The sequence below is a fragment of the Pseudomonas sp. G(2018) genome (genome assembly GCF_005502415.1).
In the GTDB taxonomy this organism is placed as follows: Bacteria; Pseudomonadota; Gammaproteobacteria; order Pseudomonadales; family Pseudomonadaceae; genus Aquipseudomonas.
The window spans coordinates 143,604-164,522 of record NZ_SCOO01000010.1 but is presented as its reverse complement, the minus strand read 5'-3'; the positions used below and the strand labels follow the sequence as shown (position 1 = coordinate 164,522).

The window sequence follows — 20,919 nt, the reverse complement described above, 5'->3', positions numbered from 1 at the left end:
CTGTTTTTGTGAAGCGTGGCTTGAAAGTAACGCTGCTGGCGATCACGGCGCTGCTGCTGTTGGTGGTTTTGACGCTGACCACGGTGCTGGGTACGGCGACGGGCAGTCGCTGGGCGCTGGGGTTTGTACCGGGGCTGAGCCTGGATAATTTCCAGGGTCGCTTGGGCGGACAGTGGAGCGCCGACCGTGTTCTGTGGCAGCAAGACACCAGCCAGGTCGAACTCAATAAAGTCATTTTTGCCTGGTCGCCGTTGTGCCTGACGCGCATGACCTTGTGTATCGAGCAGTTGAAGGCCGATCAGGTCAGCCTGCAATTCCCGCCTGGTGCGCAGGAAGAGAGCAGCGGACCGATCAGTCTTCCGGATTTGCAGCTGCCCGTGGCGCTCGAATTGGGGGACATTCAGGTCGGCAGCCTGCTGTTCAATGGCAGCGAACAGCTCAAAGGTCTGCAATTGGCGGCGCACTGGACGGTCAACGGCTTGCAGATCGATTCGGTGCAATTGCAGCGCGATGAGCTGAGCCTGAATCTGTCCGGTTTGCTGCAACCGACCGGCAACTGGCCGCTCAAGGCTGAAGGCAAATTGACCCTGCCGGCGCCGGGTACTGAACCGTGGGCGCTGGCCCTGAAGGTCGATGGCGACTTGCTCAAAACCCTGAACCTGAAAGCCGACAGCAGCGGCTATCTGAACGGACAACTGAGCGGCGAACTGCAACCGCTGGTGGAGAACCTGCCAGCCAAAGTGCGTATCACCGCCGACGGTTTCAAGGCCAGTGCCGACTTGCCGAACACGCTGTTACTCAATCAGCTTGAGGTCAGCGGCGCTGGCGATCTGAAAAACGGTTATCAGTTGCTCGGTAAAGCCACGTTGCCTGCCGAACAAGGCCCGGTGGCGCTGCTGTTGCAAGGTAAGGTCGACGCCAACGGCGCGCAGATCGCCGCGCTGGATTTGACGGCCAGCGACAAGCAAAGCCTCAAGCTCACCGGGCAACTGGACTGGAGCAACGGCTTGAGTGCCGAAGCGAAAGTCGATTGGCTGGATTTTCCGTGGCACCGTCTGTATCCGCTGATTGACGAACCGGAAGTGGCCTTGCGCACTTTCAAAGGCGAAGTCTCCTACACCGATGGCAAATACCTCGGCCACTTCGATGCCGCGCTGGATGGCCCGGCCGGTGCATTCAGCCTGACCAGCCCGTTCGCTGGCGACCTGACGAAAATCTATCTGCAACAGATTCAATTGACCGCCGGGCAGGGCAAGGCCGAAGGGCACCTGAACCTGCAATTCGCCGATGGCATTGCCTGGGACACCGCGCTGGATCTTTCGGCGATCAACCCGGCGTACTGGGTCGCGGAACTGCCGGGCACCCTCGCCGGACCGTTGCGCAGCAAAGGCGAAATGAAGAATGAAAAGCTCAGCCTCAACGCCGATCTCGATCTGAAGGGCAAACTGCGTGGCCAACCGGCCGTATTGCAAGCCAAGGCCGATGGCAGCGGCGAGCAATGGAATCTGAACGCGCTGCAGATTCGCCTCGGTGATAACAGCATCAACGGTAAGGGCAGCCTGCAACAGAAACTCACCGGGCAGATCGACATCAAGTTGCCGCGCTTGGCACAACTGTGGCCGCAATTGCGTGGCCAGATCAATGGCCGTGTCGATGTCGCCGGCACGCTCAAGGCCCCACAAGGCAAGCTCGGGCTGCAAGCTACGCAATTGGCATTCGCCGATCATCGCCTGCAAAGCCTGAACCTGGACGCCACTCTCGACAGTGCACAACGGGCGAAAATCGACCTCAAGGGCAGCGGCATCCAGACCGGCGATACCTCACTCGGCACCTTGACCGCCAGCGGCCAGGGCGACATCAAGAACCAGAAGCTGAACCTCGACCTGCAAGGGCCGAAGCTGAAACTCGCCCTCGGGCTGGACGGCGCGCTGGACAAGGGCAATTGGCGCGGACGCCTGGCCAGCGGGGATATTCAGGCCGGTGGCCAGGACTGGAAACTGCAAGGCCCGGCGAAGCTGGAACGCCTGGCCGACGGCAAGATCAACTTCGGCGCCCATTGCTGGATGTCCGGGCCGGCCAGTCTTTGCGGTGAGGATCAGCGCTTGATGCCTGAACCGAAGCTGCGTTATCACCTCAAGCAATTTCCCATCGATAGCCTCGCACAGTGGTTGCCGAAGGATTTTGCCTGGCAGGGCCGACTCAACGCTGACGTGCAATTGGATGTTCCGGCCAGCGGCCCGAACGGCCAGATCAGCATCGACGCCAGTGGCGGCACGTTGCGGGTCAAGGAGAAGGACCAGTGGCTGGACTTCCCGTACCAGACCCTGAAACTCACCAGCACACTCACGCCCAAGCGCATCGATACCGATCTGAGCTTCGTCGGCGGCAAGCTCGGTGAGCTGATGGTGCAGGCGCAGATCAACCCGCTGGCGAACAACAAACCCGTGAGCGGTTCCTTCCGCTTGAGCGGCCTGGACCTGTCGGTGGCGCGTCCGTTCGTGCCCATGGTCGAGAAACTGACCGGGCGCTTGAACGGCAGCGGCACCATTGCAGGCACGCTGCTGGCACCGCAGGTCAACGGCAATCTGCTGCTCAGCGATGGCGAGTTGTCCGGGCCGGAGTTGCCGATGGAGATCGAGGCTTTGCAGCTGCGGGCGGTGATCGCCGGTGAAGCCGTGCAGCTCGACGGCGGCTGGAAAAGTGGCAAGACCGGGCAGGGTAGCCTTAACGGCAACATCGCCTGGGGCCAGGCACTGGTGGTGGACCTGGCACTCAAGGGCTCGCAATTGCCGGTCACCGTCGAACCCTACGCCAAGCTTGAAGTGGCGCCGGACCTGAACATCTCGATCAAGGACGACAAGCTCGCGGTCGCCGGCAAAGTGCGGGTGCCCAAAGGCGATATCACCATTCGCGAGTTGCCGCCGTCGACGGTCAAGGTCTCCGATGACACGGTGATCGTCGGCCAGCAGACTGAAGAGGGCAAACCACCGATGGCCACGGTCATGGACATCGATGTGGTGGTCGGAGAGGAAAAACTGAGCTTTGCCGGTTTCGGCCTTACGGCGAACCTGCAAGGTCATGTGCACATCGGTGACAACCTGGATACCCGTGGCGAGCTTTGGCTCAACGATGGACGTTATCGTGCCTACGGCCAGCGCCTGACGGTGCGCCGCGCGCGTCTGCTGTTTGCCGGTCCCATCGACCAGCCGTATCTCGATATCGAGGCGATCCGCCAGACCGATGATGTCATCGCCGGCATTCGCTTGAGCGGCAGTGCCGAGCAGCCGACCACGCAAATCTTCTCCGAGCCGGCCATGAGCCAGGAGCAGGCGCTGTCGTACCTGGTGCTGGGGCGTCCGCTGAGTACCAGCGGCGAGGACAACAACATGCTCGCCCAAGCGGCGCTCGGGTTGGGGCTGATGGGCAGCTCCGGGGTGACCGACGGCCTGGCGAAGAACCTGGGCATCGAGGATTTCCAGCTCGATACCCAGGGCAGCGGCAACACCACCAGCGTGGTCGCCAGCGGCAACCTCTCCGAAAAGCTCAGCCTGCGCTATGGCGTCGGCGTGTTCGAACCGGCCAATACCATCGCCTTGCGCTACAAGCTGAGCAAAAAGGTCTACCTCGAAGCGGCGGGCGGCGTGGCCAGTTCGCTGGACATCTTCTACAAGCGGGATTTCTAGAGTCCGTTTTCTTTCATAAACTGAGTCGCTCCCTTCGCGAGCAGGCTCGCTTGTACAGGTTTTGTCTGTGTTTGGCGGTCAGTTGGCGGGGGCTGCAAGTTGCGGCGGCGGGATGAAATCAAACGGCGCCAACGCAAACCCCTGCTCATCGACCTGTAACGCCCAGCCCTGACGATCCCAATCTCCCAGCACAATGCGCCGGGCCGCCTGATTGCCGAGCTGCAACTTGTGGATGGCCGGGCGGTGAGTGTGACCATGAATCAGGGTTTTCACCCCGTATTGCTGCATGATCCGCGGAATTTCTTCGGGCGTGACATCGACGATGTCATTGGCCTTCATCCGTGTCTGCGCCCGGCTTTCGCTGCGCAGCTTGCGCGCCAGTTTATGCCGGGTGCCCAAAGGCAGGTGCCGCAGGATGAACAGGGTGATGGGGTTACGCAGGTAGCGACGCAGCTTCATATAGGCTTCGTCGCGGGTGCAAAGGCTGTCGCCGTGCATCAGCAGCACCGGCTCGCCGTTGAGCTGCACGACACTCGGGTCTTTCAGCAAGGTGCAGCCGGCCTGTTTGCAAAAGGCCTGGCCAAGCATGAAATCGCGATTGCCGTGCATCAGAAAAATGGCCGTGCCGCTGTCGCTCAAATCGCGCAGGGCCTGGCAGATGGAGCGCTGAAAGGGGGTCATGGCGTCGTCGCCAATCCACGCCTCGAAAAAGTCGCCCAAAATGTACAACGCACTCGCCGAGCGGGCGCGTCCGGCGAGCAAATCCAGAAACGCCCGGGTAATGTCCGGGCGCTCCTCTTCCAGATGCAAGTCTGAAATCAGCAATATCACTCAATGATCTCGGCTTTCTCGATGATCACGTCGTCTGCTGGTACGTCCTGGTGGCCGGACTTGGAAGTGGTGGCCACGCCTTTGATCTTGTCGACAACGTCGGTGCCGGCGGTCACTTTGCCGAATACCGCGTAGCCCCAGCCCTGAACGTTCTTGCCGCTGTGGTTCAGGAAGCTGTTGTCAGCCACGTTGATGAAAAACTGGGCGGAAGCCGAATGCGGCTCCATGGTGCGGGCCATGGCGACGGTGTACTTGTCGTTGGAAAGACCGTTGTCAGCTTCGTTCTGGATGCTTGGACGCTTGTCTTTCTTTTCTTTCATGCCTGGCTCGAAACCGCCGCCCTGGATCATGAAGTTACCGATGACACGGTGGAAAACGGTGTTTTCGTAGTGACCGGCTTTGACGTATTCGACGAAGTTGGCAACGGTGATTGGTGCCTTTTCAGCGTTCAGTTCGAGGACGATGTCGCCGAAGTTGGTGGTCAATTTGACTTGGGTCATGTTGGCTACTCTTTAAGGAATTCGTGGGTTTCGGGGCAGCAAGGCCCGCAACCTTGTTGGCCGGCTTCGACCAAGGAGCGCAGTTTAGCGCGACGCACGCGAATTTCGAGGCTGTTTTTCGTTTACATCCGATTAAATGCAGCGGTTTTCCGGCCTGCTCTGTCAGCTGCTTGACGGCATCGGCTATGATAGCGGCTTTGTTTTGTCAGGCCCTTACTCCCGGCCACGCACTTGTACGTCCAAGGATCCTATGAGCAAGCCCACTGTCGACCCTACCTCGAACTCCAAGACCGGCCCTGCCGTGCCGGTCAACTTCCTGCGGCCGATCATCCAGGCAGACCTGGACTCGGGCAAGCACACGCAGATCGTCACCCGTTTCCCGCCTGAGCCCAACGGCTACCTGCACATCGGCCACGCCAAGTCGATCTGCGTGAACTTCGGCCTGGCCCAGGAGTTCGGCGGCGTCACCCACCTGCGCTTCGACGACACCAACCCGGCCAAGGAAGACCAGGAATACATCGACGCGATCGAAAGTGATGTCAAATGGCTGGGCTTCGAGTGGGCCGGCGAAGTGCGCTATGCCTCGCAGTACTTCGACCAGCTGCACGACTGGGCCGTCGAGCTGATCAAGGCCGGCAAGGCCTATGTCGACGACCTGACCCCTGAGCAAGCCAAGGAATACCGTGGCAGCCTGACCGAACCGGGCAAGAACAGCCCGTTCCGTGATCGTTCCGTGGAAGAAAACCTCGACTGGTTCGCCCGTATGCGCGCCGGTGAATTCCCGGACGGCGCACGTGTGCTGCGGGCCAAGATCGACATGGCGTCGCCGAACATGAACCTGCGCGATCCGATCATGTATCGCATCCGTCACGCTCACCACCACCAGACCGGCGACAAGTGGTGCATCTACCCCAACTACGACTTCACCCACGGTCAGTCGGACGCCATCGAAGGCATCACCCACTCGATCTGCACCCTGGAGTTCGAAAGCCACCGTCCGCTGTACGACTGGTTCCTCGACAGCCTGCCCGTGCCGGCGCATCCGCGTCAGTACGAGTTCAGCCGCCTGAACCTGAACTACACCATCACCAGCAAGCGCAAGCTCAAGCAGCTGGTGGACGAGGGCCACGTCAACGGTTGGGATGACCCGCGCATGTCCACGCTGTCGGGCTTCCGCCGCCGTGGCTACACGCCGAAATCGATCCGCAACTTCTGCGAAATGATCGGTACTAACCGTTCCGACGGCGTGGTCGACTTCGGCATGCTCGAATTCAGCATCCGCGACGACCTCGACCACAGCGCCCCGCGTGCCATGTGCGTGTTGCGCCCGCTGAAAGTCGTGATCACCAACTACCCGGAAGGCCAGGTCGAGAACCTCGAACTGCCATGCCACCCGAAAGAAGACATGGGCGTGCGTACGCTGCCATTCGCCCGTGAGATCTACATCGACCGTGAAGACTTCATGGAAGAGCCGCCGAAGGGCTACAAGCGCCTGGAACCGGCCGGCGAAGTGCGCCTGCGCGGCAGCTACGTGATCCGCGCCGACGAAGCGATCAAGGACGCCGACGGTAATATCGTCGAGCTGCGTTGCTCCTACGACCCGGACACCCTGGGCAAGAACCCTGAAGGCCGCAAGGTCAAGGGCGTGATCCACTGGGTGCCGGCCGCCGCCAGCGTCGAGTGCGAAGTGCGTCTGTACGACCGGCTGTTCCGTTCTCCGAACCCGGAGAAGGCCGAAGACAGCGCCAGCTTCCTGGACAACATCAACCCTGATTCACTGCAGGTACTCACCGGTTGTCGTGCCGAACCCTCGCTGGGCAACGCACAGCCGGAAGACCGTTTCCAGTTCGAGCGCGAAGGTTACTTCGTCGCGGATATCAAGGACTCGAAACCCGGTCAGCCGGTATTCAACCGTACCGTGACCCTGCGTGATTCGTGGGGCCAGTGATTCAAAGGATTTAACGTGCTAACGATCTACAACACGCTCACCAAGAGCAAAGAAGTCTTCAAGCCGCTCGATGGCAACAAGGTGCGCATGTACGTGTGCGGCATGACCGTGTACGACTACTGCCACCTGGGCCACGGCCGCAGCATGGTTGCGTTCGACCTGGTGACCCGCTGGTTGCGGTTCAGCGGTTACGACCTGACCTACGTGCGCAATATCACCGACATCGACGACAAGATCATCAATCGGGCCAACGAGAACGGCGAGTCGTTCGAAGCCTTGACCGAGCGCATGATCGCGGCGATGCACGAAGACGAAGCGCGCCTGAACATCAAGAAGCCGGACATGGAGCCGCGTGCCACGGATCACATCCCCGGCATGCACGCGATGATCCAGACCCTGATCGACAAGGGTTACGCCTACGCCCCGGGCAACGGCGACGTCTACTACCGCGTCGGCAAGTTCATGGGCTACGGCAAGCTGTCGCGCAAAAAGATCGAAGACCTGCGCATCGGCGCGCGCATCGAAGTCGACGAGTCGAAACAGGACCCGCTGGACTTCGTGCTGTGGAAAGCCGCCAAACCGGGCGAGCCGAGCTGGGAATCGCCGTGGGGCGCCGGGCGTCCGGGCTGGCACATCGAGTGCTCGGTGATGTCGACCTGCTGCCTTGGCGAGACGTTCGATATTCATGGCGGCGGCAGCGACCTCGAATTCCCGCACCACGAAAACGAAATCGCCCAGAGCGAAGCGGCCACCGGCAAGACCTACGCCAACGCGTGGATGCATTGCGGCATGATCCGGATCAATGGCGAGAAGATGTCCAAGTCCTTGAACAACTTCTTCACCATCCGCGACGTGCTCGACAAGTACCACCCGGAAGTCGTGCGTTACCTGCTGGTGTCGAGCCACTACCGCAGCGCCATCAACTACTCGGAAGACAACCTCAAGGACGCCAAAGGCGCCCTGGAGCGTTTCTACCACGCGTTGAAAGGCCTGCCGAGCGTGGCGCCGGCGGGCGGAGAAGCGTTCGTCGAGCGTTTCACCCAGGTGATGAACGACGACTTCGGCACGCCGGAAGCCTGCGCGGTGCTGTTCGAGATGGTGCGCGAGATCAACCGCCTGCGCGAGAGCGATCTTGATGCGGCAGCCGGTCTGGCGGCGCGCTTGAAGGAATTGGCCAGCGTGCTGGGCGTGTTGCAGCTCGAAGCCGATGACTTCCTGCAGGCCGGCGCCGAAGGGCGGGTGGATGCAGCCGAAGTCGAAGCGCTGATCGCTGCGCGCCTGGCGGCCCGTGCCGCTAAAGACTGGGCCGAATCCGACCGCATCCGCGACCAGCTCACCGCCATGGGCGTGGTGCTGGAAGACGGCAAGGGCGGCACGACCTGGCGTCTGGCTGACTGATTGCTGTATTCGCTACAAACAAAACCCGCCTTGTGCGGGTTTTTGTTTTTGGGCTGGGCAAGAGTCCAGTAATGTCTGAGTTGACGCCATCGCGGGCAAGCCACGCTCCCACAGGTATTGCGCAATCCCTGTGGGAGCGTGGCTTGCCCGCGATTGACTGCGCAGCAGTCAGCTGTCTGATTGGCGAAGTCGTTTGTAAAGGGTATTGCGGCTAACTCCGAGCCGCCGCGCCAGATGGGATATGTTCCCTCCAACTGCCTGCAACTGCCGATTCAAATCCTCGGCATCATCCAGATCCACCACCAGCGACTCCGGCGTCTCCACCGGTTCCATCTCCAGGTCGACAAAAAAATCATCCGGCAAATGCTCCAGCCGCACCGGTTGTTCCTCGGCCATGGCCAGTGCCACCTGCATCACGCTGCTGACCTGGCGCAAATTCCCCGGCCAAGGATGACGATCGAACAACTCCAATACCTCACGGCTCAAACCGGCCCACTGGCTTGGTTCGCGGTGTTGCTCCCACAAACGCTTGAACAGTGCCTGTTTGTCGCTGCGCTCGCGCAGTGGCGGTAATTCCAGGGTCAGGCCGCCAATGCGGTAATACAGATCCTCGCGGAAGCGCCCCAACTGCACCTGTTCGCGCAACGAACGGTTGGTCGCCGAAATGATGCGAATGTCCACCGGGAACAACTCACTGCTGCCCACCGGTTGCACGCAACGCTCCTGTAACACGCGAAGCAACCGGGCCTGGGTCGGTAGTGGCATGTCGCCGATTTCGTCGAGGAACAGGGTGCCTTTGTCCGCCTTGCGGATCAGGCCGATGCTGCCTTTCTGGTTGGCGCCGGTGAACGCGCCTTTTTCATAGCCGAACAACTCGGATTCCACCAGTTCGGCGGGGATCGCCGCACAGTTGACGGCAATGAACGGCTGTTTGCTGCGGGAACTGGCCTGATGCAACGCCTTGACGAAGACTTCCTTGCCGACGCCGGTTTCACCGTGGATCAACAGCGGAATGTCTTTTTCCAGCAGACGCTCGGCCTGGCGCACGGCTTTTTCCACGCGGCTGTCGCCGAAGTGCAGGGTGTTGAGACTGATGGTGGCCGGTGCCGTGACGGTGGGCTCACTGAATACCCGAGCCTGGATCGGTGCCTGCTTCGGCCGTTTCAGCAGGCACTGGAAGCGATTGCGCCCGGAGGCCTGGAGCGAGAAGGGCAGGCCTTCGGGTTGATTCAGCAGTTCCAGCAACGAAACCTTGAACAGGCTCTCGACACTGACCCGCGACAAACGCACACCCAGCAGATTGTCGGCGCGACGATTGGCGGACAGCACCTGGCCACTCTCGTCGAAGATCAGCAACCCGGCCCACTGGCTGTCGAGGTTGTTCAGGCCGGTGTTGAAGGTCAGCTGAAAATGCTGGCCGTGGAACAGGTTGAGGATCAGCCGGTTTTCCACGGTCTGACTCATCATCTTGACCATGCCCAGGGTGTGGGACGGCGGCAGGTAGCTGTCGCTGGATACATCCAGCACCGCGATGACCTTGCGCTCGGCGTCGAAAATCGGCGCGGCCGAGCCGGTCATGAAGCGGTTGGCTTTGAGAAAGTGTTCATCGTGTTCGATGTGCACCGCCTGCTCGCAGGCCAGTGCGGTGCCGATGGCGTTGGTCCCGCTGCAACGCTCCATCCAGCTGGCGCCGGCACTGAAGCCACGGGTCAGGCTCGGCTCGATAAAGCGTTGGGTGCCCCAGGACGTCAGCACCTGACCCTGATTGTCGGCGAGCATGATCAGGCAATTGGAATTGCTCAGGATGTTCTCGTAATACGGCAGCACTTCCTGATGGGTGGTCTGCACCAATGAATGCTGGCTTTCCAGCAACTGCGCGATGCCTTCGGCGGGCAACTGATCGAATGCCGGGGTGCTTTGATGGTTGAGGCCGAACGCGCGGCAACGTTTCCAGGAGTCCTGGATGATGGCGTCGTGGGATAACGCGGGGGCAGGTGCGGCCATGGCAGTTGCTCTCTGAACCAGCTCTTATTGTTGTTTTGGTTACTTCGATTTCACGCGGCACCCTGTAGGAGCGAGCTTGCTCGCTCCTACAAGGACCCGAAAACGATCTGTAGAGTGTTGTTCACTAATGTTCATTGTCAATCGTTGAAGTGTTCAGTTGTTCAGTCACAGTTGTTCATTTGTGTTCAGCATCGAACGGCATTTCTATCTGAATTTCTTGTTTTCCTAATCAGATCAATCGCTTGCGATTTCTGGCACAAATGTCGCTATGTAGCTCCGGTCGCTTGACTCCAAAAACAAAAAAGGCCGAGCCATGTCATTAACCCTGGAGCATGTCAGCCGCACCGTCGAGGGCCAGACCTGGATTGACGATGCGTGCCTGCGTTTCGAACCCGGATCCTTCAACGTTTTGCTCGGGCGCACGCTGTCCGGTAAAACCAGTCTCATGCGCCTGATGGCCGGGCTGGACAAGCCTGACAGCGGTCGCATCCTGATGAATGGCGTCGATGTCACCCAGCGTCCGGTGCGCTTGCGCAACGTGTCGATGGTGTATCAACAATTCATCAATTACCCGACCATGACCGTCTTCGAGAACATCGCCTCGCCCTTGCGCCAGGCCGGTGTGTCCAATGAGCTGATCCAGAGCAAAGTGCTGGAAACCGCGAAGATGCTGCGCATCGAGAAATTCCTCAAGCGCTATCCTCTCGAACTTTCCGGTGGTCAGCAGCAGCGCACGGCCATGGCCCGGGCACTGGTCAAGGATGCCGAACTGATCCTGTTCGACGAGCCGCTGGTCAACCTCGACTACAAGTTGCGCGAAGAGCTGCGCCAGGAAATGCGCGAGCTGTTCAAGGCGCACCACACCATCGCCATCTATGCCACCACCGAGCCCAACGAAGCCCTGGCGCTGGGTGGCACCACGACCATTCTTCACGAAGGCCGGGTGGTTCAGAGCGGCAAGTCGTCCGAGGTCTATCACCAGCCGCAGACCGTGCTGGCGGCCGAGCTGTTTTCCGAGCCGCCGATCAACCTGATGCCGGGTCGCATTGCCGGTAACGAAGTGAGCTTCGCCAATTTCGTGCACTTTCCGTTGAACGTCGATTTGCGCCCGGTGGGCGAGGGCGAGTTCCGCTTCGGCGTGCGCCCCAGCCATATCTCGCTGGTGCCGAGCAACGACGATGACCTCGAACTGGCGGTGACCGTCGAAGTCGCGGAAATCAGCGGTTCGGAAACCTTCCTGCACGTGCGCAACGAGCATTTCCTGCTGGTGCTGCACCTGCCTGGCGTTCACGAATACGACGTCGATGCGCCGATACGCATCTACATCCCGACCCATAAACTGTTTGTGTTCGATACGCAGGGGCGGCTGGTTCAGGCGCCGGGCCGGCGTGTCGCGAGGGTTGCCTGATGGCCGAAATCCGTTTGCAGAACCTCGCCCACAGCTACACCAGCACGCCGAGCGGTCCCGAGGATTACGCCATCCGCGAAATGGACCATATCTGGGAGCAGGGTGGCGCCTATGCCTTGCTCGGCCCGTCGGGCTGCGGCAAGTCGACCTTGCTCAATATCATTTCCGGATTGCTCAGCCCGTCCCAGGGCCATGTGCTGTTCGACGGTAAAGCGGTCAACAACCTGACCCCGGAAAAACGCAACATCGCCCAGGTTTTCCAGTTTCCGGTGGTTTACGACACCATGACGGTGTTCGACAACCTGGCCTTCCCCCTGCGTAACCAGGGCATGGCCGAGGCGAAAATTCACACCAAGGTGCAGGAAATCGCCGAAGTCCTCGACCTTCAGAACTTGCTGAGCAAAAAGGCCCGCAACCTCACCGCCGACGAAAAACAGAAAGTCTCCATGGGCCGTGGGCTGGTGCGCGATGACGTGTCGGCGATCCTGTTCGATGAACCGCTGACGGTGATCGACCCGCACCTGAAGTGGAAGCTGCGGCGCAAGCTCAAGCAGATCCACGAGCAGTTCAACATCACCATGGTCTACGTCACCCATGATCAGCTGGAGGCTTCGACCTTCGCCGACAAGATCGCCGTGATGTACGGCGGCCAGATCGTGCAGTTCGGCACGCCACGGGAACTGTTCGAGCGGCCGAGTCATACCTTTGTCGGTTATTTCATCGGCAGCCCCGGCATGAACCTGATCGAGGTGCAGCCGCAAACGGGTGGTGTCGGTTTCGCCTCGACCCATTTACCGCTGTCCGAAGCCATGCAAAAGCGCATCGCCGAGTCCTCCTGGCAAACCCTGAAGGTCGGCATTCGGCCAGAGTTTGTCCACGTGTGGGATGAGCCGTTTGATGACGCGCTGCGGGCACAAGTCGTACACGTCGAAGACCTCGGCACCTACAAGATCATGACCCTGAACCTCGACGGCGTGCCGTTGAAAGTGCGTCTGGCCGAAGACAAGCCGGTGCCCGAAGGCACGGCCTACATCAGTTTTCCGGCGCAATGGCTGATGGTCTACGCCGACGAATTCCTCCTCGAAGCACAATCCACCAGTGAGGCGCAGCCATGAACAAGGTGCAGAACAACAAGGCCTGGTGGCTGGTGCTGCCGGTGTTTTTGCTGGTGGCGTTCAGTGCCGTGATCCCGATGATGACCGTGGTCAACTACTCGGTGCAGGACATCTTCGACCAATCCAGCCGCTATTTCGTGGGGGCCGACTGGTACAAGCAGGTGCTGCTCGATCCGCGTCTGCACGACTCGTTGCTGCGCCAGTTCATCTATTCGGCTTGCGTGCTGCTGATCGAAATCCCACTGGGGATCGCGATAGCCCTGACCATGCCGACCAAGGGCCGCTGGTCATCGGTGGTGCTGATCATTCTGGCGATTCCGCTGCTGATCCCGTGGAACGTGGTCGGCACCATCTGGCAGATCTTCGGCCGGGCCGACATCGGCCTGCTCGGTTCCAGTCTCAACGCTATGGGCATCAGCTACAACTACGCGGCGAACACCATGGATGCCTGGGTCACTGTGCTGGTGATGGACGTCTGGCACTGGACGTCGTTGGTGGCGCTGTTGTGCTTCTCCGGCCTGCGGGCGATCCCGGACGTGTACTACCAGGCAGCACGGATTGACCGGGCCTCGGCCTGGGCGGTGTTCCGGCACATCCAGTTGCCCAAGCTCAAGAGCGTGTTGCTGATCGCGGTGATGCTGCGTTTCATGGACAGCTTCATGATCTACACCGAGCCGTTCGTGCTGACCGGCGGCGGACCGGGCAATGCCACGACCTTCCTCAGCCAGACCCTGACGCAAATGGCGATCGGCCAGTTCGACCTCGGCCCGGCCGCGGCGTTTTCGCTGGTGTACTTCCTGATTATCCTGTTGGTGTCCTGGCTGTTCTACACCGCCATGACTCACTCTGACGCCAACCGTTGAGGCCCGCGCCATGAGCAAAAGAAAACTGATTCCGCTGCTGATCTACATCCTGTTCCTGCTGGTGCCGATCTACTGGCTGCTGAACATGTCCTTCAAGAGCAACACCGAAATCCTCGGCGGTTTGACGCTGTTTCCCCAGGATTTCACCTTCCACAACTACAAGGTGATTTTCACTGATCCGGCCTGGTACACCGGTTACCTCAACTCGTTGTATTACGTAAGCCTGAACACGGTGATCTCGCTGAGCGTGGCGCTGCCGGCGGCTTATGCGTTCTCGCGTTACCGCTTCCTCGGCGACAAACACCTGTTCTTCTGGCTGCTGACCAACCGCATGGCGCCACCGGCGGTGTTTTTGCTGCCGTTCTTTCAGCTGTATTCGTCGATCGGGTTGTTCGATACCCACATCGCCGTGGCGCTGGCCCACTGTTTGTTCAACGTGCCGCTGGCGGTATGGATTCTCGAAGGCTTCATGTCCAGTGTGCCCAAGGAAATCGACGAAACCGCCTACATCGACGGCTACAGTTTCCCCAAGTTCTTCGTGAAGATCTTCATCCCGCTGATCGGCTCCGGCATCGGTGTGACGGCGTTTTTCTGCTTCATGTTTTCCTGGGTCGAACTGCTGCTGGCGCGCACCCTCACCTCGGTGAACGCCAAACCCATCGCGGCGGTCATGACCCGTACTGTCTCGGCGTCCGGTATCGACTGGGGCGTGCTGGCAGCGGCGGGGGTGCTGACCATTCTGCCGGGCATGCTGGTGATCTGGTTTGTTCGCAACCACGTGGCCAAGGGCTTTGCCCTGGGCCGGGTATGAGGAATCGATGATGGAATGGATGAGCTGGACCGTCCCGACGGCGGCATTTTTCAGCGTTATTGGTTTGATCCTGGTGGGCATGACGACCTGGGAGTTGCGTTCGCCGAGCATTCTTCGGCGAGGCTTTTTACCGATTGCCACCACCCGTGGCGATCGCTTGTTTATCGGTCTTCTCGGCAGCGCCTACCTGCACCTGCTGGTAATCGGCGTGACCGACTGGAGCATCTGGATAGCGTTCGCGTTGTCCCTGGTGTGGCTGTTGGCTGTGATGCGATGGGGATAGGGTCTGTACGAGAGCTCGCCGAGCGGCGATCAGGCAAGGCAAAAACAGGCGAGGTAGCGGAGTTGACGTCAGTCAATGAGCATACCGAGCCAGTTTTTAACGCAGCATGATCGACGCGCAGGCAGCTCTCGTACAGAGCCTGCTCCGAAACCCTATAAGGAGGTCTTATGTTGGATAAAAACAATAAGCTGCGACATAGCATTTCATTGGCAGCCATGCTGGCACTCAGCGGTTTGAGCGCTTCGGCCTGGGCCGATGCCTACGAAGACGCCGCGAAGAAATGGATCGGCAGTGAATTCAAACCGTCCACCCTGACGGCCGAACAACAGCTCGAAGAGCTGAAGTGGTTCATCAAGGCAGCGGAGCCGTTTCGCGGGATGAGCATCAAGGTGGTGTCGGAAACCATCGCCACCCACGAGTACGAGTCCAAGGTGCTGGCCAAGGCGTTCAGCGAAATCACCGGGATCAAGCTGACCCACGACCTGCTGCAGGAAGGCGACGTGGTGGAGAAGTTGCAGACCCAGATGCAGTCGGACAAAAACATCTATGACGGTTGGGTCAACGACTCGGACCTGATCGGCACGCACTTTCGCTACGGCAAGACCGAATCGATCACCGACCTGATGGCCAACGAGGGCAAGAACTTCACCTCGCCGACCCTGGACATCAAGGACTTCATCGGCATCTCGTTCACTACCGCGCCGGACGGCAAGATCTATCAACTGCCCGACCAACAGTTCGCCAACCTGTACTGGTTCCGCGCCGACTGGTTCGAACGCGCGGACCTGAAAGCCAAATTCAAGGAGAAGTACGGCTACGAGCTGGGCGTACCGGTGAACTGGTCGGCCTATGAAGACATCGCCAAGTTCTTCAGTGAAGACGTCAAGGAAATCGACGGCAAGCGTGTCTACGGGCACATGGACTACGGCAAGAAAGACCCATCCCTGGGCTGGCGCTTCACCGATGCCTGGTTCTCCATGGCCGGTGCCGGTGACAAAGGCATCCCCAACGGTTTACCGGTGGACGAGTGGGGCATTCGTGTCGAGGACTGCCATCCGGTCGGTTCCAGCGTAACCCGTGGCGGTGATACCAACGGCCCGGCAGCGGTGTTCGCCACCACCAAATACGTCGACTGGATGAAGAAGTACGCGCCACCGGAAGCGGCGGGCATGACCTTCTCCGAATCCGGCCCGGTGCCGTCCCAGGGCAACATCGCCCAACAGATCTTCTGGTACACCGCGTTTACCGCCGACATGACCAAGCCTGGCCTGCCGGTGATGAATGCCGATGGTACGCCGAAATGGCGCATGGCGCCGTCGCCGAAAGGACCGTACTGGGAAGAGGGCATGAAGCTCGGTTATCAGGACGCCGGTTCCTGGACGTTCATGAAGTCCACGCCTGAGAAACAAAAACTGGCAGCCTGGCTGTACGCACAGTTCGTGACCTCGAAAACCGTCTCGCTGAAGAAAACCATCGTCGGCCTGACCCCGATCCGCGAATCGGACATCAACTCGCAGGCCATGACCGACCTGGCGCCGAAACTCGGTGGCCTGGTGGAGTTCTACCGCAGCCCGGCCCGCGTGCAATGGACCCCGACCGGGACCAACGTGCCTGATTATCCTCGCCTCGCGCAGTTGTGGTGGAGCCACATCGCCGAAGCCGCCAGCGGCGAGAAAACCCCGCAACAGGCACTCGACGGCCTGGCCAAGGATCAGGACGCGATCATGACCCGTCTTGAGCGTTCGAAAGCCCAAGCCACCTGCGCCCCGAAAATGAACCCCGAGCGCGACGCGCAATACTGGTTCGACCAACCGGGCGCCCCGAAACCGAAACTGGCGAACGAGAAACCTAAAGGCGAGACCGTGAGCTACGCCGAACTGCTGAAATCGTGGGAGGCGGCGCGCAAGTAAAGCATTGGAGTTGTGAAAGGCGAACGGCACCGGGAGGTGCCGTTTTTGTTGGTGCCTGATGAGGCCCCTTCGCGAGCAGGTGATCGCGGGTGTTCACAGATCTTGTGTACACAGGAGAACCACTGTGGGAGCGAGCCTGCTCGCGAAGGGGCCATCCCGGTTACCTACTTTCATCAGCAGAACAAGCATCTGACAGAAGTACCCGCTGCAATGCGCTGCTGGCGCGTGCTTCGGGCACAAGAGCTTCTGAATTCAGGTCAGGGCTGCGAGATGTTCAATCGTCTGCGGAAAGCGCTCGACCAAGCGGATAAGGGTCGTGGCCTGGGCATTGGGCGTTGCCCGTCCCTGTTCCCAGTTTTCCAGGGTTCGGGTATTGGTGCGCAGATACATCGCAAACACCGACCGGGAAAGGTTGAGCTGTTGGCGGATGGCGACCACTTCCTCGGCAGTGATGGGCGTCAGTTCTGGCAGTTGAACCTTGTGGGTTCGCAACGTGATCTTGCCTTGGCGCTCATCGGCCAGGGCTTCGAGGCCATCCATCAGTTCGGCAAAAATGTCACGTTTCATAGTGGAATCTCGTTTTGATTTCTCTATCCAGCGTTTGTCTGAAAAGCTTTTTCTGGGAGGGCGACAGCTCGTCCTGCTCGTCTTTGCCATACACGGTGAACAACCAGAACTGATTGAAGCCCGACCACCAGTAATAAATCACCCGTAAGCCACCGCGCTTGCCTTTACTTCGTCGTTGATCGCAGAAGCGAATTTTGCGCAGCCCACCGGTGCCCTCAATGAGATCGCCCGCTTCGGGGTTCTTCAGCAATTCCAACTGAAAGCTGCGAAACAGATCATCATCGAGGTGATCGTCTCGATGTTTCTGAAACATACGTAACTCGACAAATAGAGCATCCATGTTCTGTACGCTACCTACGTATAGTTTTATCCCTGTAGTCGAATTGGTCAAGCCATCGAGGCCAACCTTTTCGTTCCCGTTTTTAACGGTAGACCCCGGTCGTAAAAACACCTGTAGGACGAGTCGACCAGCCCAGCGAGAGCATTCGGGGATTGCAGAAGGGGGGCGGGGCAGCGGTAACAAATCCCACAAAAACAAAAACGGCACCCGAAGGTGCCGTTTCTGTTTTTACTGAGAACGCTTAAGCGATCAACCCGCCAGACCCGATTGCTGAACCAGGTTCAGCAGCGGTTGTGGGTACAGGCCAAGGAAGAAGGCCAGTACCGCGATGGCCAGCAGCATCACGCCGCCTGCACGTTGTTCCCAGTGCAGTTGCGCATCGTGGCGACGCAGGTTTGGTTCGATCAGGTACAGGGTGACCATGACGCGCAGGTAGTAGAACACGCCGATGGCGCTGCCCAGTACCAGGGAACCGACCAGCCACCATTGGTGCGACTCGACACCGGTGGCGATGATGTAGAACTTGCCGATGAAGCCTGCGGTCAGCGGGATACCGGCCAGGGACAGCATCATCACGGTCAGTACGGCGGTCAGGTACGGACGGCGCCAGAACAGGCCGCGGTATTCGTACAGGGCGTCCGCGTCACGGCCGTTGTACGGCGAGGACATCAGGGTGATCACGCCGAAGGCGCCGAGGCTGGTGATCACGTAGGTGACCAGGTACACGCCGATGGCTTCCACGGCCAAACCCTTGCTCGCCACCAGGGCGATCAGCAGGTAACCGAAGTGGGCGATGGACGAGTAACCCAGCAGACGCTTGAGGTTGCTCTGGGTCAGGGCCAGCAGGTTACCGAACAGGATCGACGCGATGGCGATGATGGTCAGCACGTCGCTCAGGACACCGCTGCTCGCGGCTGGCGAGATCTGGAACAGACGCACCATCACCGCGAACACGGCGACTTTGGAAGCGGTGGCCAGGAACGCCGCGACCGGCGCCGGAGCACCTTCGTAAACGTCCGGGGTCCAGAGATGGAACGGTACCAGCGACAGCTTGAACGCCAGGCCGATCAGCATCATGCCCAGGCCCAGTTGCGCCAGCGAGCTTGGCAGGCCGGTGGCCGCCAGAGCCTGGCCAATACCGACGAAGCTCAGGGAGCCGGAGTCGGCATACAGCAGTGCCATACCGAACAACAGGAACGCGGAACCGGCAGCCGACAGCACCATGTACTTGATACCGGCTTCCAGCGAGCGCTTGTTGAAGAAGGCGTAGGCCACCAAACCGTAGACCGGTACCGACAGCAGTTCCAGACCGATGAACAATCCGGCCAGGTGCTGCGCGCTGACCAGCACCAGGCCGCCGGCGGCAGCCATCAGGATCAGCAGGTACAGTTCTTCACGGTTACCCGGGTAACCCGAACCGCCATCGCCGAGGTAGGCGTGGGCGAGGGTTACACAGGCGAGGGTGGCGACCAGGATCAGCGCCATGTACAGGCAGGCGAAGGTGTCGATCTGCAGCAACGGGGTCACGGCCAAAGGCGCGACTTTCAGGGCCGGCAGGATGGACAGCAATGCCAGGTTCAGACCCGCCACCGACAGCAGGAAGGTCTGGGAGTGGTTGCGGCGCCAGGCGATCGCCAGCATCACCACGATGATCGTGGCGCTGGTGATCAACAACGGCGCAAGCGCGATAAAGTGTTGAGTCGTGAATTCCATAGCGCTCTTACCGGGCCGAAGCGAGTTGAGTGAAGGCGGTGCCGAGCCACTGCTGCACGCCATGCATCGTAGCGGCAGAGGTATCGAGGAACGGTTGCGGGTAGACGCCGATGTAGATCAGCAGCGCTGCCAGACCGACCACCATGATCATTTCGCGACCGTCCATGCCATGCAGCACCGCGTCCGACTTGGCCGGGCCGAAGTAGGCACGATGGATCATGATCAGCGAGTAGACCGAACCGAACACCAGGCCGGACGTCGCGATGATGGTGACCCATGGGGCGATCGGGAAGGTGCCGATCAGGATCAGGAACTCGCCGACGAAGTTACCGGTACCCGGCAGGCCCAGGGACGCGGCTGCGAAGAACAGGCTGAGGGCCGGCAGGTAAGCGATCTTCGACCACAGGCCACCCATTTCACGCATGTCGCGGGTGTGGGTGCGCTCGTACAGCTGGCCACTCAGGATAAAGAGTGCCGCGGCCGACAGACCGTGCGCCAGCATCTGCATCACCGCGCCCTGCAGCGCCAGTTGGCTGCCGGAATAGATGCCGATCAGCACGAAGCCCATGTGGGAAACGGACGAGAAGGCAATCAGACGCTTGATGTCGGTTTGCGCGAACGCCAGGAACGCACCGTAGAAAATCCCGATCAGACCCAGGGTCATGGCGAACGGCGCGAACTCGGCCGATGCGTTCGGGAACAGCGGCAGGGCGAAACGCAGCAGGCCGTAGGCAGCAGTCTTCAGCAAGATACCGGCGAGGTCGACGGAACCCGCGGTCGGCGCCTGGGCGTGAGCGTCAGGCAACCAGGAGTGGAACGGCACGACCGGCAGTTTCACCGCGAAAGCGATGAAAAAGCCGAGCATCAGGATGTACTCGGTGGTCGTCGACATCTTGGTTTTCAACAGGTCGGCGTAGTTGAAAGTAATCACGCCGGTGTCGTTGAAGTTGACCAGTACCAGACCCAGGATCGCCACCAGCATGATCAGGCCGGAAGCCTGAGTGAAGATGAAGAACTTGGTCGCCGCGTAGATCCGGGTTTTCTTGCCGTCCGAAGAACTGTGACCCCAGAGCGCGATGAGGAAGTACATCGGCACCAGCATCATTTCCCAGAAGAAGAAGAACATGAACAGGTCGAGGGCCAGGAACACGCCGACGACACCGCCCAGGATCCACATCAGGTTCAGGTGGAAGAAGCCAACGTGACGCTGGATTTCTTTCCACGAGCAGAGGACCGAGAGAACACCCAGCAGACCGGTCAGCAGGATCATCAACAGCGACAGGCCGTCGAGGGCCAGGTGCACGCTGATGCCGAAACGCTGGATCCAGATGTGCTTGAACTCAAGCACCCAGCTCGGATCGGCGCCTGGCGCCGGGGCAAGTGAATAGTCGCCGTTGGCCCACAGCCAGAGGCCGAGGGCGAGCAACAGGGACATGGTGATCAGCGCAATCCAGCGGGGGAGGGTGGCGCCGAAGCGCTCACCCATCCAGCACAGCAGGCCGCCGATGAAGGGGATCAGGATTAGCCAAGGCAGAATCATGACGG

General features: G+C 60.0%; 16 protein-coding genes. 9 read left to right on the top strand and 7 right to left on the bottom strand.

The window, feature by feature from the left end; genetic code table 11:
- The first annotated feature begins 8 nt into the window (after positions 1-8).
- Complete coding sequence (locus tag FFS64_RS13300) at positions 9-3,683, top strand: translocation/assembly module TamB domain-containing protein (protein WP_137805778.1); 3,675 nt, start codon at positions 9-11, stop codon at positions 3,681-3,683.
- Positions 3,684-3,761: 78 nt separating this feature from the next.
- Here FFS64_RS13300 and lpxH read toward each other — a convergent pair whose 3' ends face one another.
- On the bottom strand, positions 3,762-4,514 hold the full coding sequence (gene lpxH, locus FFS64_RS13295) for a UDP-2,3-diacylglucosamine diphosphatase (protein WP_137805765.1): 753 nt from the start codon (positions 4,512-4,514) through the stop codon (positions 3,762-3,764).
- Complete coding sequence (locus FFS64_RS13290; protein WP_095192734.1) at positions 4,511-5,014, bottom strand: peptidylprolyl isomerase; 504 nt, start codon at positions 5,012-5,014, stop codon at positions 4,511-4,513. The genes lpxH and FFS64_RS13290 overlap by 4 nt, the downstream gene beginning before the upstream one ends.
- A gap of 250 nt (positions 5,015-5,264) precedes the next feature.
- Here FFS64_RS13290 and FFS64_RS13285 point away from each other — a divergent pair, with 250 nt between their 5' ends.
- Complete coding sequence (locus FFS64_RS13285) at positions 5,265-6,962, top strand: glutamine--tRNA ligase/YqeY domain fusion protein (protein WP_137805764.1); 1,698 nt, start codon at positions 5,265-5,267, stop codon at positions 6,960-6,962.
- A 15-nt stretch (positions 6,963-6,977) separates the two neighbouring features.
- Entirely contained in the window at positions 6,978-8,360 is a 1,383-nt protein-coding gene (gene cysS / locus FFS64_RS13280; protein ID WP_137805763.1) for a cysteine--tRNA ligase, read from the top strand.
- A 168-nt stretch (positions 8,361-8,528) separates the two neighbouring features.
- Here the strand turns inward: cysS and FFS64_RS13275 are convergent, their stop codons facing one another.
- Complete coding sequence (locus FFS64_RS13275; RefSeq protein ID WP_137805762.1) at positions 8,529-10,364, bottom strand: sigma-54-dependent Fis family transcriptional regulator; 1,836 nt, start codon at positions 10,362-10,364, stop codon at positions 8,529-8,531.
- 313 nt (positions 10,365-10,677) lie between these two features.
- On the opposite strand from FFS64_RS13275, the gene FFS64_RS13270 reads away from it, so the two are divergent.
- The 6 genes from FFS64_RS13270 (at position 10,678) to FFS64_RS13245 (ending at position 16,754) form a co-directional block, all read left to right on the top strand.
- Positions 10,678-11,772 carry an ABC transporter ATP-binding protein gene (locus FFS64_RS13270; RefSeq protein WP_095192730.1) on the top strand — a complete coding sequence of 365 codons (1,095 nt, stop codon included), beginning with the start codon at positions 10,678-10,680 and terminating at the stop codon, positions 11,770-11,772.
- Positions 11,772-12,887: an ABC transporter ATP-binding protein gene (locus tag FFS64_RS13265; RefSeq protein ID WP_137805761.1), complete on the top strand. Its 1,116-nt coding sequence runs from the start codon at positions 11,772-11,774 to the stop codon at positions 12,885-12,887. Before FFS64_RS13270 ends, FFS64_RS13265 begins: the two co-directional genes overlap by 1 nt.
- Complete coding sequence (locus tag FFS64_RS13260) at positions 12,884-13,750, top strand: carbohydrate ABC transporter permease (RefSeq protein WP_056854628.1); 867 nt, start codon at positions 12,884-12,886, stop codon at positions 13,748-13,750. The genes FFS64_RS13265 and FFS64_RS13260 overlap by 4 nt, the downstream gene beginning before the upstream one ends.
- A 10-nt stretch (positions 13,751-13,760) precedes the next feature.
- Positions 13,761-14,561: a carbohydrate ABC transporter permease gene (locus tag FFS64_RS13255; protein WP_095192728.1), complete on the top strand. Its 801-nt coding sequence runs from the start codon at positions 13,761-13,763 to the stop codon at positions 14,559-14,561.
- A 10-nt stretch (positions 14,562-14,571) separates the two neighbouring features.
- Positions 14,572-14,844, top strand: coding sequence for a DUF2160 domain-containing protein (locus FFS64_RS13250; protein ID WP_095192727.1), 273 nt, complete (start codon positions 14,572-14,574; stop codon positions 14,842-14,844).
- A gap of 167 nt (positions 14,845-15,011) precedes the next feature.
- Positions 15,012-16,754 carry an ABC transporter substrate-binding protein gene (locus FFS64_RS13245; protein WP_137805760.1) on the top strand — a complete coding sequence of 581 codons (1,743 nt, stop codon included), beginning with the start codon at positions 15,012-15,014 and terminating at the stop codon, positions 16,752-16,754.
- 252 nt (positions 16,755-17,006) lie between these two features.
- Here the strand turns inward: FFS64_RS13245 and FFS64_RS13240 are convergent, their stop codons facing one another.
- The 4 genes from FFS64_RS13240 to nuoM form a co-directional block, all read right to left on the bottom strand.
- Entirely contained in the window at positions 17,007-17,321 is a 315-nt protein-coding gene (locus FFS64_RS13240) for a DNA-binding transcriptional regulator (RefSeq protein ID WP_095192725.1), read from the bottom strand.
- Positions 17,311-17,661: a toxin gene (locus tag FFS64_RS13235; RefSeq protein ID WP_137805759.1), complete on the bottom strand. Its 351-nt coding sequence runs from the start codon at positions 17,659-17,661 to the stop codon at positions 17,311-17,313. Before FFS64_RS13235 ends, FFS64_RS13240 begins: the two co-directional genes overlap by 11 nt.
- A 249-nt stretch (positions 17,662-17,910) precedes the next feature.
- Positions 17,911-19,374 carry an NADH-quinone oxidoreductase subunit NuoN gene (nuoN, locus tag FFS64_RS13230; RefSeq protein WP_095192723.1) on the bottom strand — a complete coding sequence of 488 codons (1,464 nt, stop codon included), beginning with the start codon at positions 19,372-19,374 and terminating at the stop codon, positions 17,911-17,913.
- A 7-nt stretch (positions 19,375-19,381) separates the two neighbouring features.
- Positions 19,382-20,914 (bottom strand): NADH-quinone oxidoreductase subunit M, encoded by a 1,533-nt coding sequence (nuoM, locus tag FFS64_RS13225; RefSeq protein ID WP_137805758.1) that lies wholly within the window; start codon positions 20,912-20,914, stop codon positions 19,382-19,384.
- Positions 20,915-20,919: the final 5 nt, after the last annotated feature.

Bases quoted from the DNA above. Each gene is read 5' to 3' on its own strand.
- FFS64_RS13265 (WP_137805761.1), top strand. From the start codon at position 11,772: ATGGCCGAAATCCGTTTGCAGAACCTCGCCCACAGCTACACCAGCACG.
- FFS64_RS13260 (WP_056854628.1), top strand. From the start codon at position 12,884: ATGAACAAGGTGCAGAACAACAAGGCCTGGTGGCTGGTGCTGCCGGTG.
- FFS64_RS13285 (WP_137805764.1), top strand. From the start codon at position 5,265: ATGAGCAAGCCCACTGTCGACCCTACCTCGAACTCCAAGACCGGCCCT.
- FFS64_RS13235 (WP_137805759.1), bottom strand. From the start codon at position 17,661: ATGGATGCTCTATTTGTCGAGTTACGTATGTTTCAGAAACATCGAGAC.
- FFS64_RS13290 (WP_095192734.1), bottom strand. From the start codon at position 5,014: ATGACCCAAGTCAAATTGACCACCAACTTCGGCGACATCGTCCTCGAA.
- nuoM (WP_137805758.1), bottom strand. From the start codon at position 20,914: ATGATTCTGCCTTGGCTAATCCTGATCCCCTTCATCGGCGGCCTGCTG.
- FFS64_RS13250 (WP_095192727.1), top strand. From the start codon at position 14,572: ATGGAATGGATGAGCTGGACCGTCCCGACGGCGGCATTTTTCAGCGTT.
- FFS64_RS13245 (WP_137805760.1), top strand. From the start codon at position 15,012: ATGTTGGATAAAAACAATAAGCTGCGACATAGCATTTCATTGGCAGCC.
- FFS64_RS13275 (WP_137805762.1), bottom strand. From the start codon at position 10,364: ATGGCCGCACCTGCCCCCGCGTTATCCCACGACGCCATCATCCAGGAC.
- FFS64_RS13255 (WP_095192728.1), top strand. From the start codon at position 13,761: ATGAGCAAAAGAAAACTGATTCCGCTGCTGATCTACATCCTGTTCCTG.
- nuoN (WP_095192723.1), bottom strand. From the start codon at position 19,374: ATGGAATTCACGACTCAACACTTTATCGCGCTTGCGCCGTTGTTGATC.
- FFS64_RS13240 (WP_095192725.1), bottom strand. From the start codon at position 17,321: ATGAAACGTGACATTTTTGCCGAACTGATGGATGGCCTCGAAGCCCTG.
- FFS64_RS13270 (WP_095192730.1), top strand. From the start codon at position 10,678: ATGTCATTAACCCTGGAGCATGTCAGCCGCACCGTCGAGGGCCAGACC.